The organism is Nocardiopsis sp. JB363 (assembly GCF_900143625.1).
Taxonomy (GTDB): Bacteria; Actinomycetota; Actinomycetes; order Streptosporangiales; family Streptosporangiaceae; genus Nocardiopsis.
Genome location: NZ_FRFF01000164.1, coordinates 1 through 14,253 on the forward strand (window position 1 = coordinate 1; position 14,253 = coordinate 14,253).

General features: G+C 61.1%; 11 protein-coding genes. 4 read left to right on the plus strand and 7 right to left on the minus strand.

The features are described from left to right. Nucleotides 1-52 precede the first annotated feature (52 nt). Nucleotides 53-799: a hypothetical protein gene (locus tag BQ8420_RS24995; protein ID WP_369825543.1), complete on the minus strand. Its 747-nt coding sequence runs from the start codon at nt 797-799 to the stop codon at nt 53-55. Nucleotides 800-1,359: 560 nt separating this feature from the next. On the opposite strand from BQ8420_RS24995, the gene BQ8420_RS25000 reads away from it, so the two are divergent. Both BQ8420_RS25000 and BQ8420_RS32065 read left to right on the plus strand, forming a co-directional pair. Next, nucleotides 1,360-3,105: a stealth family protein gene (locus BQ8420_RS25000; RefSeq protein WP_087101802.1), complete on the plus strand. Its 1,746-nt coding sequence runs from the start codon at nt 1,360-1,362 to the stop codon at nt 3,103-3,105. 1,379 nt (nt 3,106-4,484) lie between these two features. Further along, entirely contained in the window at nt 4,485-5,045 is a 561-nt protein-coding gene (locus tag BQ8420_RS32065; RefSeq protein WP_160049424.1) for a hypothetical protein, read from the plus strand. Nucleotides 5,046-5,420: 375 nt separating this feature from the next. Here the strand turns inward: BQ8420_RS32065 and BQ8420_RS31630 are convergent, their stop codons facing one another. The 6 genes from BQ8420_RS31630 to BQ8420_RS25025 all read right to left on the minus strand — a co-directional run bounded on the left by BQ8420_RS31630 (nt 5,421) and on the right by BQ8420_RS25025 (nt 10,603). After that, on the minus strand, nt 5,421-6,602 hold the full coding sequence (locus BQ8420_RS31630; RefSeq protein WP_143847557.1) for a hypothetical protein: 1,182 nt from the start codon (nt 6,600-6,602) through the stop codon (nt 5,421-5,423). Then, complete coding sequence (locus tag BQ8420_RS25005) at nt 6,599-7,354, minus strand: TIGR02391 family protein (RefSeq protein ID WP_087101787.1); 756 nt, start codon at nt 7,352-7,354, stop codon at nt 6,599-6,601. The genes BQ8420_RS31630 and BQ8420_RS25005 overlap by 4 nt, the downstream gene beginning before the upstream one ends. A gap of 177 nt (nt 7,355-7,531) precedes the next feature. Continuing rightward, nucleotides 7,532-9,025, minus strand: a complete 1,494-nt coding sequence (locus BQ8420_RS25010) for a site-specific integrase (RefSeq protein WP_087101790.1) — start codon at nt 9,023-9,025, stop codon at nt 7,532-7,534. After that, a complete protein-coding gene (locus BQ8420_RS25015) occupies nt 9,026-9,313 on the minus strand; it encodes a helix-turn-helix domain-containing protein (RefSeq protein WP_235006480.1) in 288 nt (95 codons plus the stop codon). It abuts the gene before it with no gap. Between the two features lie 343 nt (nt 9,314-9,656). After that, the gene (locus BQ8420_RS25020; RefSeq protein WP_087101794.1) at nt 9,657-10,064 is read right to left on the minus strand and encodes a hypothetical protein; all 408 of its coding nucleotides are present in this window, start codon (nt 10,062-10,064) and stop codon (nt 9,657-9,659) included. Further along, nucleotides 10,061-10,603: a hypothetical protein gene (locus BQ8420_RS25025; protein ID WP_235006481.1), complete on the minus strand. Its 543-nt coding sequence runs from the start codon at nt 10,601-10,603 to the stop codon at nt 10,061-10,063. Before BQ8420_RS25025 ends, BQ8420_RS25020 begins: the two co-directional genes overlap by 4 nt. 175 nt (nt 10,604-10,778) lie before the next feature. On the opposite strand from BQ8420_RS25025, the gene BQ8420_RS31635 reads away from it, so the two are divergent. After that, nucleotides 10,779-11,210 (plus strand): hypothetical protein, encoded by a 432-nt coding sequence (locus tag BQ8420_RS31635; RefSeq protein ID WP_160049426.1) that lies wholly within the window; start codon nt 10,779-10,781, stop codon nt 11,208-11,210. Then, nucleotides 11,207-13,810, plus strand: a complete 2,604-nt coding sequence (gene fxsT / locus BQ8420_RS25035) for an FxSxx-COOH system tetratricopeptide repeat protein (RefSeq protein WP_087101800.1) — start codon at nt 11,207-11,209, stop codon at nt 13,808-13,810. Before BQ8420_RS31635 ends, fxsT begins: the two co-directional genes overlap by 4 nt. Nucleotides 13,811-14,253: the final 443 nt, after the last annotated feature.

Sequence of the window (14,253 nt, forward strand, 5' to 3'; positions counted from 1 at the left end):
ATCACCCGAGCTGTACTCGTCCTTCAACTCCGAGAAGCAGGATGAAAAAGGCTCACTGAGTGGCCTCATCGACCAACATGCCCTGCTCTGGAATCAGCCGGAGACGGTCGACTTCGACCGAGGTTTCGAGCAGCTCCACCCGGGCACCAGTGGGAGCCCCCACCGTCGGGTCTTCGCTTTCGCTTTGCTCGTCCTCACCCGAGGAGTCCCACATGGCCGGGGCCTGGGCGGAGAACACACTCTGGCCGCCCTCGTCACCGACCGCGTCCAGGTTGCCGTGCTCATCCACCGTCATGGTCACACCCTGGGTGGACAGCGGCAGCTCCAGTTCGGCCAGCTCCGGCAGAGCGGCGGCCTCGGGGGTGTGCACCACCAGGACCTGGGAGAAACCTTCCACGCCGGCGGTCAACACCAGGTCCACATCCGGCAGTACGTCGGTGTAGGCGGCCTGGGCACCGTCCACGGTGGGTTCGGGGAGATCATCGATCCAGCCCAGGGAAACGCTGTTGGAGCCGAGCCCGATGTGGGCCATGTCGGTGTCCCCACCGCCGGAAAAGGCGATGTCCATACCGGCGGCCTTGGGCCGGATCAGCCCGTCCGTGCTGTGGACCAGGTCGGTGTCCACATCCACCCATCCCTGACCTGAACGCACACGCGCCGGGATTGTGGAGATCTCCGCGGTCAACGACCCGTCCGGGTTGGCGAAGTGTTGGCTTTTCTCATCGGTCAGAGCCGGGATTTCGACCGGCTCACCGGTCTGCTCGGCCAAGGCCAGAGCATCGAACTCTTGCTGATCCACCGGATCGGTCGAGTCCGGGGCTGCGGGGTCGGCAACCGCTGGAGGCGCGAACAGTAGGGAAAGAGCCAGAGCGGCAGCGGTCGAGACCGCCGTCGCGCGGGTCAAGGGGCGACGCATGAGAGAGCCTGTTTCCAGTTATGCGGGGGATGTGGAAGCACACGGGTCGATTGCATTCCCGTGAGCAGGCAGGACGTTAGCCATGCCGCACAGACCATCGCAACCGGCCAGAAGAGCGATCACGAACCCGTGGCACCGGGAACCACTTCTGACATGCGGAATCTTTACTTTGGCCACATCCGGCCACGTCATCGCGGAAATAACTCGGATATCCAAGGCATCAAGCCTCAGGAACACAGACCGTGCACCCCTTGACCTCACCGAGCGCACATACCGAGATAAACCTCTTACGGAACGTAGGAGACAAAACGGTCTCACCACCGCTATCCGGACAACGGATGATCCCCCCGGCCCGTCTCTTAGATGGTTCCACCCGGAACCCGGTTCCGACGGACTACGACTCGTCGACGAACGCAAGACACCCCGTGGAAGGGTCGATGTCCATGCCCCTGGCATCTCGCATCAAGAGCACCGGAGAACGGCTCCTACCTCCCACCACCCGGGAACGCCGCGCCGCCGAGCGCCAGGAGGTGGCGTCCCAGGCCGCCGAGAAACGTCGTCTGGCCAAGATCGCTCGACGTCGCCGAGAACTGTGCGAGAGCGATTCCGCGGTTGGCCCCTTCACTCTGGCCGAGGGTGAGTACCTGGGCCGGGTGGTGGAGCATTTCACCGCCGCCGGGGCCTCGGCGCGCAACCTTGAACTGGTCACCGCCGCGCTCGAGCACGCGGGTCTCGACCACTTCCTGGTTCGGGGTCGTTCCCCTCTGCGGCATGTGGTGGGGGTGCACCGTCGCGACCGCAAACAGTTCTTGGACGCCATGCGCGAGTTGTACGGCGCAAGCACCGTGTTCGCGGTCAAGCCCGGTAAGGGCGGGGTGGTGGACTCCTACTCTGCCTACGTCGATGGTGCTCTGGCAGAGGAGATCAAGAGCGGGTTGATCATCCGCTTCGCCGAACCCCTGCTCTCCCCCACCGGTCGGGTGTTGGGAGGGTTCGAGTACGGGTGCGACGTGCAGTTCTGGCGCGAGGGTGCGGACCTGCTGGAACGTGAGAACGCCGCCGATCTCGTGCGGCGTCTGCGGGTGCAGGCCCCTCCCGAGGTGCTGGCCGACTCTTGGGTGGCGCCCACCCGTAACCGGGTCGCTGATGTGTTGCCCAGCGCGCAGCGCAAGCCCGCCACGCTCCAGGTCAACGACCGTGAATACCCCACATTCGAGTCCTTCACTTGGAAGCTGGTCGATGACGTCGACTTCCCCATCGACGTGGTCTACACCTGGGTGGATGGGGATGATCCCGAGCACGCGGCCAAACGGGCCCGGCACCGGGGCGGGTCGGTATCGGTCAACAGTCGTGCGGCCAACGCATCCCGTTTCACCAGCCATGACGAGTTGCGGTATTCGCTGCGTTCTTTGGAGATGTACGCGCCGTTCGTGCGTCATGTCCATCTGGTCACCGACGACCAGGTCCCGGAGTGGTTGAACACCGGGGCCGCGGGGGTCAGTGTGGTGGACCATCGACAGATCTTCGAGCCTGAGGCGCTACCGACCTTCAACTCCCATGCCATCGGCGCTCGCCTGCACCACATTCCGGGTCTGGCCGAGCACTACCTGTACTTCAACGACGACGTGTTCTTGGCTCGTTCGGTGCAGCCGAACCGGTTCTTCCACGCCAACGGGATTGCGCAGGTGCCCTTCTCTCCGTTCCAGTTCGGTGCTGGGGAGCCGGTGGTGGGTGAGCCCGCGCCGAACTCGGCCGGTAAGAACGTGCGTGCGCTGTTCGCCGAGGATTTCGGGCGGCACATCGTCCACAAGTTCAAGCACACACCGCATCCGCAGATTCGCCAGGTGGCTCTGGATGTGGAGGAGCGCTACCGCCCGCAGGTGCAACGCACCGCCCGCTCCCGGTTCCGGGCCCTGGAGGACGTGGGGTTCGCCGCGACCATGCACCACCACTACGCGCTGCTCACCGGGCGCGCGGTCCCGGGCGAGTACCAGATGCGTTATGTGGACATCGGTAGCGCGGAGGCGGCCGAACGGCTCGCGGCGATCGAGGACTCCGATGAGGTCGAGTTCTTCTGTCTCAACGACTACGACACCCCGCCCGAGGCCCAGGAGCGTGTGACCCGCATGGTCCAGGAGTTCCTCGAATCCCGTTTCCCGTTCCCGTCCCGTTTCGAGAAGAGCACCTGAGACCACGGCCTTGCAGGGATTGCGGGATCCGCGCCGACAAGGGGGCCCGCACACGTCTACCGATCTCCCCTGGCAGCCGAAGCGAGCCATGGTATCGACCCCTGCCGTAGATATCTCGCGAGTTGCCATCGGACTCCGCCAGGCCGTGCGTGCTCCGTTTGTACTCCGCAGTTCTGGACCGGGACGTCAGCAGACGGCACGACGTGGCACGGGACGGCATCCTGATTCGGGCGGTGCGGGACGGGATGGTACGTAGCGACACGTGACGGCACGTGACCATAGAACTTCTAATCCGACGGTCGCAGGTTCGAATCCTGCCGGGTGCGCCACAAAACCCCAGATCAGACGGGGCGCACGAGGACCTCAGTCGAGGTCCTCGCGGCGTTTTCGGGGCTTGTGTGCTCCTCGTGTGCTCCCCAGTACAAGGTGAGTGCAGGTGGGAATCGACCTCGCGGAGCACTTTGCCGTTCCGTGGCGCCGCACCTCAGACCATGGGTGATCCGTGCCCACCCTCTGGCACCCCAAGGGACGAGTGCGGCCTGGTGACTTTGATCCCGCCAGCCCTTGGCACTCCAAGCAGACACCTCACTTTGACCTCCAGCCCGGTAGTGCGCATACGCATACAAATGGCGCAGACAGACCACAGCGACGAGCTGGAGCTACCTACACCAGTTGCGACACAGTCAGCCCTGCCGAGTGCAATGATCCGGACCGCGCTCGAACCTCAGTCCACTCAGAAGGACAAGAAACACCAGATGCCTTCCACCATGCATCTGTGCTAGCATCCCCTTCATTAAAGCGTGAAACGTTCCGCAGAGGAACGAAGGCCAGATGGGCACACCATCCCGGATTTCGGCAGCCCAGGCCTGTGGGTGCGAAGCGCAACCTCTCTGCATAAATTTTACACGCCGTTCCTGCATGGGCGCAAAACCCTCAGGTGCTGACCGGGCAGCACCGAGCATTGGTTGCCTTAATTCATGTCCAGGAAACGCAATTCAAAGCACAACGAATCTGCCCGGCTACGCAGCAAATTCACTGGGGAATCCTTCCAATCTGCACTTGCTGGCGTAGGCCGAAAAGGCTCTATCGGCTTGGATGAATGTTCTCCCGAACAGCTCTCTTTTCGCGCACATCTCGCGCTGGGCTTGTTCAACACCGGGGATCCAGGAGAGCCCCCGGCAACGTGGGATATCAGGCGAACTCACGTTTACGATCCAGTCGTTTCCCCGAGGTGGGGGATCTTCATATTTATTGCTCACCGAGCCCCCTACAACGCCACTCGTACACTTCTCTCCAGAAAAGAACTTGGATATTCTGGAAGTCGCCTCCCTGGCTTGCGAATCATCGGAACATCAAGCCAGTATCGAGAAACTGTGCTGATGCTCCATGAGCCTAGTGGCGCTAGGTTTGCCATAACTGGCCTGAGCCACTGGAGCCCCAAAGAGGCACCCGGATCGCTTCATAAGGACGCCTCCTGGCGGGAGGGGTATCTGTCCCAGGGTGATTCACTTACAGAAATAGAGAAGGAGGAAATATCAGCGATACCAAGTATGAGCTCCGATGCAAGGATCCTACTAGCCGGACTCACCAACCGGTACTCCCTCAAAGACCCAGACAAAAAATGGAAGATTGAGTGGGACAGCCCTCCACGGAAGCTAGACGCAAAAGAAAGGACCAGGTGGTCTCGCCCAGACCTGGTTAATCGTCGCCTCTGGGGAGAAGATAATCACTGGACCATAGAATACAACCAGGGACCCCATCCTGAAGCTCTAACAGCAGCCCTCATACACCCTATCGCAGGAATCAAGGGGGCCTCATCACACCCAACCAAAAATAGTCAGATTATCAAACTAGGATCTGCGAAGCTGGAAATCATGAACCCTCCGGTTCACAATTTCTACTCGCGCACCAGGACTCGAAGGCGGGTAAATAATGCTTGACTTCTCCGCACTCGACATTCCCTGGTGGGCCACATTTATACTTGCAGCCCTACTCTCCCTTGGCGGGATTATTTGCAGCCTGGCAAAAATTCTAGTACCGTCGAGATCCGAAGATCGACTAGCACTCTGGCGAATATTTATAAATAGGAAAGAAATCGGGAAACAGAGTAAAGGGAACACCGACGCACCAGGGAATCTTTGATCCAATCGCGTGACCACACTGGGGACGAGGAAACCCCAAGCCAACCCGAGGGAATATCCCAAGTATCCTGAACCAGTCAGATAAATTTCCACCTGGCCGGAGGAAGCGACGATGCTCGAAACGAACACAAGCGAGCGAACGCGTCGCGAAATCATTCTCAAAAATAGAACGAATCAGAGACTCTCAACAAAGGACCTAAGATTGCGGAAAACCCTACCCCCTCTTCCTAGCCTGCGAATCCCATTCGTGATATGAGAAATATGTGCACGCTCACCGACGACATAGTCACAATAGCCAGTCGCCGCAGCTAGGTAGACCATGTCCGTAAGATCATTATCCTCCCAGCGAAGGCGTCCATCTGAAAGTTTTTCGTGGAGTACTTCACGAAAGATCCCGAGACTTGGCATTTTCCGCAAGTCATTATCGACATGATTGAGCATCCAATCACCCATTTCATCAGGTGTGATTTCAGCCCTGACCGATTCCTCTGGCAGCTCCTTGCCAAGGTCAGAAATAAACTTTGCGCACGTTCTCTGGCGCTTCACCTCTTTCGTGCTCGGGTTATCGTGGATAAATTCCGCAAATTGCTGGAACTGAGCCACCCACTCAGCGCTAGGATCCAAAGGCACATGCTCTGCGTCGAGCATCGTGTCAACATTCGCCCCAGCAGATATAATTACGTGCATGATCCACTGAACCTGCGGAGGAAAACTATCATCTATGTCAGACGGCTGGCGGTCTCGGGCAGAATAGAGCGCGTCAGGGTCGAGAGTAACGGCCACCGGTGACACAAGACGGCGACCACGGTACCGATGTGCCAGCGCTTGCCTTAGTTCGAATCGCCGAAGATCCAACGGGTCGCGAAGCTGCCATCCGGCTGATAGTTGAGTGATCGTGAGCGCTCTCTTGTAGCGCTGATCGAAGTCGGCTTGCTTGCAGGTTTCTGATATGTGTGCTGCCGACATCGGCAAGACAATTTTTTTCGCGGAAACAAGACTAATAAGTCGTTTCGCTGCATCACGCTCTTCATCATCAGCGACGCGACCCGGATCGTAGAGCACGTTAGTGAGAGTACTCCAGTGATTTTGATCGAGGTAGACCGTAATTCGTTCATTTAGAGGCGATGGGTCTTCTGGCCTGGGAAGGTCAATGAATATTTCATCACCACGCGTCGTCTGCAAGCTCACTCGCGACTCTTGGGGAAGATAAGTTGATGAACTTATTAAACTGGTCCGCTCAAACGCTTCTTTCCCAAACGCAGAGGTAACATTCTGCCCGTCCATAAGGATAACTGAAAATGTCCCATCACGATCGATTCTCATTTTTGAGACGTGAGCAAAGGGCATCATATTCACTCCACCACCGTGTCTGATTGATCAACCAGATGCGCCACGTAGCTCAGCACAGCAAGCATCTCGAGTGCCTCGCGATTACTTGGATCAGGCCATCCGGGGTGAGATACCAAGTTGCGCACAGCCATGAAAGCACCACGTACCAAAGCCGCAGCTCCTTCATGAGCTGACTTCCAAGTCGTCGAAGCCATGTCTACATTGCGTAGCCGAAGCCGAGGGGAACCTTCGGTGGGATCATTGGTTGAGAAGAGGATGGCAAGATTCGTACCCGACATGCCAGGCCCGACTATTCCTTGTAGCATGCCTTCGAGTGCTGCCGAAGCTGTCTGAACAGCTGCGCGGATGTGCCCGTCATCCCACAGCCTGGCAGCGGCATCCCAAATCGTCGGATGCAACTCTGATGCGGAAAGTCGGGGCCCAATCGGCCCAACGATCTCGTCTAGCTCTTCCCGTTGAGTCAGGATGGCGATCGCCTCAACAATCGCAACACGAGCCTGAGTGAACGGATGACCTCCATACTCGTTTTTCTCGACGACTCGCGCCGCGAGGTCTTGTTCCCCCATCGCTGCAATGACATCATGAGCGAGCTTCGTACGAGCCCGAACCTTGTCAATAAGTGATTCGACTTGGGTGGAGAGTCTGGGGTCCTCTTCGTACGGCTCCTGGTTACCCCAACGTCGGTTATAGAGACTGCCCCAGGAGTCAATGAGCTCAAGCACCTCGGCGAGACGTGTATGAGCAAGAGCGTCATTCATAGTAGTGACCGTACACAAGCAGTTCGACAGGTCGAGTCTTCTTCTCGCATGGGACCTTTGATCCGATGGTCAACGCACCCCGGCCGCAAGGAAACCCCAGGCCAGAACGGGTGAACCCGTATCCTCACCTGGGGCCGGTAGCCCTTGTGGGGCTCCTGGTGTGCTCCCCTGAACCGGCTACCGCACCGGGGCCAGGTTGCTCACCTTGGCCGGCTCCCCGCGCAGCAAAGCGGCGGTGGCCTCAGCCGCTGCTTTGGCGACCTCGGGAAACACCGTCTGGTAGGTGTCCTGGGTGAAATGGGCGGTGGAGTGACCCAGCTCGGCCGAGACCACCTTCACGTCCGTTCCCGCGGCCAGGGCCATCGAGGCGGCCCCGTGCCGGAGACCATGCAGCGTGATCGGCGGCAGCCCTGCCGCGCGTGCGATGCGGGCGAACCAGTCGCTCACGTGGGAGGGGTGCCACCCCTGCCCGTCTTGGCGGGTGAACACCAGCCCCGAATCCGCCCACTCCTCCCCTGCTTTGAGCCGGGTCTGGTTCTGGAATTTCTTCCACCCCCGCAGCACCTTGATGGTGTCGGCGTCCAACGTGATGGTGCGCTGTCCCGCCTCACTCTTTGGGGTGGAGGTGAACGTGGTCCAGGACAACTGCACCACCTGGGTGCGGATATCGGCTTCCGCGTCGGTGAGGCGGGTGTTGGCCCAGGGCAGGCCGACCGCTTCGCCCCGGCGTAGGCCTTTGACGGCGATCAGGTGGAACAGCGGGTGCAACCATACGTACTTCCTGGCGTGGGTGAGGAAGGTGCGGGTCTGCTCGGGTGTCCAGACCATCACCTCCCCCGGGATGGTGCCGTCCTTCTCCCACTGGCGGACCCGGTCTGGGGTCCATACCAGTGGGCGTTTCCTCGGACACGACGGCAGCCGCGCGTGGGAGGCGGCGTTGATGTTCACTGGCTCCTCGGGGTTGCGCACCGCCTCCGACAGGGCGCTGCGCAGGGTGGCGCGGATGCGGTGCTTGGTGGACAACGAGATCACTCGCTGGTTCCGGACCGAGGCCCGCACTTGGGGGTCGGCGGAGTCCCGGCATTCCAGGATGTGGACGTTGCTCTCCTCGATGGAGTCGAACATCGCCTCGACCTGGCGTGATGTGAGCCGATCCAACCGCACCTTGCCCAGATGCGGGATCAGGTATTTACAGATGTGGCCCTGGTAGGAGGCTCGGGTGCCCTCGGCCAGATCCGGCTTCGCTTGAATCCACGCCTTCAGGTAGACCCCCACGGTGGGGGCTTCCTTGCGCACATCAGCCCCCGTTCCCAAACGCGTCCGGACCTCCTCAACCGAGGGAAACCGGGAGCGGGCCTTGAGCGCGTTCTGGATCAGGTCCGCGATCTGCACCTCCACATCCGATTCCCCCTGGGCCAGCTCCACGAGGGCTTTGAGGTGATCCAGCGTTTCCCAGGCCTGCTCCTGGCTCTCCAGCCCCGTGCGGCGAGCCTGCCGGCGCTTTCCCTCACTCGTGCGGGGTAGTTCGAGTTGGTAACCCCAGTCGCCGTGCCGGGGGTTGAACGCCCCGCCCCGACGGCGCAGCTTCGGACACCGCACCCCCAACGCCCTACCGGAGTTCTCATCCCGGCACCCGCAGCGTTTGAACACTCGTCCCTGGTGAGAAGCCATCTACGACTCCCCCTCCTTGTTGTGGTCACCACGCGCACCACACCCGCCACACCCACCCGAAGTGGCGAAGGCTTCCAGGCCGAGGTGGGCCAGCACCCCCGCGGTGGGGACCTTCCAGGACCTGCCCGCTCTGTGAGCGGGGACCGGAAAGGCGCCTTCACGGAGGAGCCGGTAGGTGGTGGTGCGGCCCATCCCGAGCATCCGCCCAGCGTGGACCGGGTCCAACACCACCGGCAGTTGTCCGATCTCGCCCATCCGGACCGGAGCATCCGACCTCACCTTGCCCACCTCCCCACCACCTCTGATCTGCACGGATATGGTGCGCGGCCCCACTTTTTGCGGGGCACCACGCATCCACGCTCGACCTCGCCGAGAAGTGCAAGCGGATTGGTCAACAACCCCACCGGATTTTCCCTCCCCCACCCGCCCACCACCCGATACGGGTGGATTGTCGTTTTCGCTGGCCAAGGCCACCAACGCCCCCACGTGGGGCCTCGACCCCCGGGCCCGGCCTGGGTGGCGGCGCCCGGGGGCTCGGGGCGGTGTGGGGCCGTTGGTGGCCCCACACCGCCCCTGGCCGTGGTCACGCCCACCAGCCCGTGGCCGGCCATACCCCGCCAGGGCCGGTGGGTCAGTCCTGGCGGACGTGTCCGGTGGAGGTCAACCACGCCCGATACCGGGCCCGCACCGCCTCAGGGATGGCCACCACCCGGTAGCGGCCCGCACCGCAGGCGTGTTCGACCAGGTAGTGGTCGCCTTCCCAGGCCGGGATTCGCCCCAGATACGCTCCGGCCTCGACCACCTCGGCCAGGGCCGCCTGGTCACTTTCGGTGCGAGGGAAGTAGGTCACGTCCACACTCGTGTGCGGGCTGATCGGCAACTGCGGGTGTTCTTCCAAAAGCGTGGCCAGGGCACGCATGTCGGTGATGATGCGCTCGCGCAGCTCGGGGCCGGCGGCGTCGGTGAAGAACTCCCGCTCGGGCAGGAACGGGCCCGGCACAGTGCGACCACGAGGTTTCTCGGATTCGTTGTAGGTCATGCCGCCGCCCTTCCATCCACGGTGTGCTGCTCAGGGTCGGGGTTGGTGAAGACCAGCACGTCCTCGTGCTGGATCACGTGCACCGGCCAGCCACCCTTGCGCAACCGTCGGGTCTCGATGAGCTGGAAGAACGAGGTCCGGGACACCACCTCGCCCTCACGCACCGCGCACAACAACGCGGCGCACCGATCCACCTGCACCAGCCCGGCCCTCGCCCCGGCTTCGGCGATCTGACCAGGGAAGTCGGTCAGTTCCCCGTTCTTGCGGTAAGGGCGAGTGGTCACCACGACCACCCCGCCCGGGGCGAGCAGGGTGCGGCAGGCCGCCATGATGCGGGTGAAGGAATCCGCCAGCTTTTCCGGGCGCTGGTAGGCGAGGTTGGCCGCCCGACGATCCCGGTCCCGGGAGTAGCGGTGGGCATACTTCTCCACCGCGCTGGCCCTATCTCGGCGGGAGCGGACCTGACCATGGGTCATCGCCCCATACGGGGGCGAGGTCAACACCAAACGCACCCGGCCCGCCAAAGTAGTAGTGGCCAATCTTTCGGCGACCTCGGCCCTGTTGGGGTGCCCCGTGTCCGCCCACCAGCGCCCCACAACCACCCTGACACAAACGATCTGGGCCCTGTGGGGTGCCCGCCCGTGCAGGCCGCATACGGCCGGTTCCGCCGAAACCCCTTACCCTGCCGGACTTCACGCGCCACAATCAGATGGCATGGACAGGGCAAGGTGGATCTGGGAAGCAGCGGCAAGCTTCGCAATCTTGGCCGCGTTGAGAGCCGGATTATGGTTTGGCAGCGGCCACCGCACGCGCGACGGCTGGAAAACCGCATCATGGCCAGCAGGCATCACTACCGCGCTGGCGCTCATCGTCACCTCCATCGCTTGGACCACCACCTCCCGGCCCTTCACCCCAACCCCACCTCCACTTACAGACGATGGAAGCGACGTCGCGAACACGGTGAACGGCAACGTCTCCGGAAGCACTGTCGTCCAGGGTCGGGACATGCACGTGGAGAACACCACCTACGGCGGCGAGCACATCGATTTCCGAGACGGCACCTTCCACGGAACCGTGATCGGCAAACAGATCAACCGCCCTTGTTCAACACCGAACGACGATGAAGAGCAGGATCCCGAACGGTGAGCACCTCTAACGGCAGCGACCACATCAACCTCAGTGGCGGTAATTTCCGAGGACAGGTGGTCGGCAAACAGGTCAACCACCACTATTCATCCCGCAAGGTCGACTGGCCCGTCCGTGTCGGTGCCATTCCTGAGCAGGCAGGCCACTACCAGCACCGAGCCATCGCCGACCACCTCGGCACCGCCCTGAGCAGCTTCGGCACCGTAGTACTCCGTCAGGTGCTTTCTGGCACCGGCGGGGTCGGCAAAACCCAACTGGCCGCACGCCACGCTCGCGCCCTGGCCCGCGTCACTGATTCTGAGTCGAGAGTGGACGTGCTGGTATGGGCTAACGCCGCCAGTCGAGAGCAAATCACCTTTGCCTATGCCCAAGCCGCACAGCAGCTGTTCACCGCTGTTCCGGAGAACCCCGAGGACGCCGCACAGCTTTTCCTAATTTGGTTGCAGGACCCCAATAAGCACCAGGATCGGCGGTGGCTGATCGTATGGGACGACCTGGCCGACCCCACCATTGTCAGGGATCTATGGCCGCCACATGACCAGCCCCACGGGCGAGTCCTAGTTACCACCCGAAGGCGCGATCACTCCCTGAACACCCAAGGCCGCCGCCTGCTCGATGTGGACATCTACACCCTTGACGAAGCCCACGCGTTCCTCACACACGCACTCAATGAAGCCAGTGTCCCCCACAACACCGAGGAATTACTGGATCTCGCCCACACCTTGGGGTTTCTCCCCTTGGCCTTGGGACAGGCAGTTACCTATATGGTCGAACTGGGGATGAGGTGCACCGATTACCTCCAACTTTTCCGCGACCGTGTAAGAATTCTAGATGAAGTATTCCCTGATTGGGAAACCCGTACCCCGCTTGCCGCCACTTGGGAGCTATCCGTACAGCAAGCTGACACCTTCAGCCCCAAGGGGGTGGCCAGGCCTATGATGGGACTGATTGCGCTCATGGACGGGAGCGGTATCCCCGAACGCATACTCACAGCCCCAGCGGTCCTGGCATACCTCGATTTCTACCTCACCCACAATCCAGCTATTCCCGCCCCGACCAAACCGACCACTTCCCCTATGACAGCGCATGAAGCCCGCACTGTCCTGGCCAGCCTGCACCGGTTGAACCTCATCACACGTACCACTCCGCCCCTGGACCCCGGAGAAACAGAGCCCACAGACATCCTTGTTGGTGCCCACCAACTGGTGCAGCGCGCTACACGTGAGCACGCCGCGACCCAACCCACGCGAAAGAGTGTTTGGGCACTCGGAGATGCCTTGTTGGAAGTCTGGCCGGAGATCGAACGCAACACGACTCTGGTCCAGCTATTAAGAGCCAATACCACAGCCCTCAAAAGTCACGGCGCGCCGCCGACTGAAAGCACAAGAGGTTGGCTATGGGAAACCGGTGGACATATCGTACTCTTCCGATTTGGAGTCAGCCTGGGCCAGACAGGCCAAGTCGAACATACAGTAAAATACTGGGAGGACATGGTCGCGGAAACACAGAAGCGGATGGGAAACAAACATCCTTCCGCCCTCATAGCGCGCGCCAATCTCGCCTACTGGGTAGGCATATCCGGAAAGCCAAGTGAATCCGTCACGATGTTTCAGGATCTTTTAACAGACCAACTGAGAACCCTTGGCCCTGACCATGAATCCACGCTCATGACCCTAGCCAATCTTGCAAATATGATCGGGAGGAAAGGAAACCTCTACGCAGCCCTTGATGGATTCAAGCAGGTTCTAATAAAGCAAGAAAACATTCTCGGACCCAATCATTCTTACACCTTCTCCACTTTGGCAAATATCGCCAGCACTTGCAGGCAATTAGGTCGATTCAGCGAGGCACTTAACGTTTACAAGCGACTTATTCGCGAAATGCCAAAGGTACTTGGCCTCGACCACCCAGAGACGCTCAGCACCAGGGCAAACTACGCTTACTGGCATGGTGAGACAGGAGACCCAACCAGAGCGGCAAGCCTTTCAGAAGAACTTCTCCCAGACCAGCTTCGTGTTCTCGGACCTAACCATCCAGACACACTAACTACCAGAGCGAACATCACCTTGTGGAAGGGCCAAGCGGGCAATCCAATTGAGGCTGCTCAAGCATCTGAACGCCTACTGAACGACCGGATGCGTGTACTTGGCCCCGAGCACCCGGACACTCTCACCACCAGGGGCGACCTCGCCCATTGGCGTGGCCAATCGGGTGATCAAGCCGGTGCCGTCAGCGCCTACTTCGATCTTCTCACTGACCGCCTACGCATCCTCGGTTCTGACCACCCTGACACCCTCGCTACCCGGAGCCGCCTCGCCCATTGGCAGGGCAAAGCCGGAAACCCTCATAGGGCTGCTATCGCCTTCGAAAAACTTCTCGCCGACCGCCTACGCATCCTCGGACCCGATCACCCCCACTCCCTCGCCACCCGCCACAATCTCGCCGTCTGGACCTATAAGTCCGGTGACGCGGTCAAAGCCATGGAGCTCCTCAGAGACTTGGTCCGCGATCGAGAACGGATACTCGGACCTGACCACCCAGACTCTCAAAGCAGTGGGCTTCTGCTGCAGCGTTGGCAAGACGAGCTGTCCGATACATGACGCGGCAAGGGGACCTTTGATCCGATGGTCGATCGCCTCTGCCCACGAGGAAATCCCAGGCCAGAACGGGTGAACCCGCATCCCAACCTGGGGTCAGCGGACCTGTGGGGCTCCTGGTGTGCTCGGCGGTACCGGCTAGCGCACCGGGGCCAGGTTGCTCACCTCAGTTGGAGCCGCCGCACCGCGTAGCAGCACGGCAGTCGTCCCGGCCTCCGCCCTCGCCGCATGCGGGAATACACGCCTGCAGATGTGCTGTGTGCAGTACGTGATGGAGCACCCCAACCCGTTCGAGACCACCTGCACAGCCGAAACCCGCGGCTAACTCCACCAAGGCGACCCCACCCCTGTATCATATACACATCTCCGAGCCCACGAGACCGAGCTACATATCGTATGCCGTCTTCTGCTTGAAAAAAAAAATGGGGGGGGGGGGGGGGGGGGGG

What these genes read in the sequence shown, in the direction of transcription:
- BQ8420_RS31635 (WP_160049426.1), top strand. Translation starts at nt 10,779, where the DNA reads ATGGACAGGGCAAGGTGGATCTGGGAAGCAGCGGCAAGCTTCGCAATC.
- BQ8420_RS25020 (WP_087101794.1), bottom strand. Translation starts at nt 10,064, where the DNA reads ATGACCTACAACGAATCCGAGAAACCTCGTGGTCGCACTGTGCCGGGC.
- BQ8420_RS25005 (WP_087101787.1), bottom strand. Translation starts at nt 7,354, where the DNA reads ATGAATGACGCTCTTGCTCATACACGTCTCGCCGAGGTGCTTGAGCTC.
- BQ8420_RS32065 (WP_160049424.1), top strand. Translation starts at nt 4,485, where the DNA reads ATGCTCCATGAGCCTAGTGGCGCTAGGTTTGCCATAACTGGCCTGAGC.
- BQ8420_RS25010 (WP_087101790.1), bottom strand. Translation starts at nt 9,025, where the DNA reads ATGGCTTCTCACCAGGGACGAGTGTTCAAACGCTGCGGGTGCCGGGAT.
- BQ8420_RS25000 (WP_087101802.1), top strand. Translation starts at nt 1,360, where the DNA reads ATGCCCCTGGCATCTCGCATCAAGAGCACCGGAGAACGGCTCCTACCT.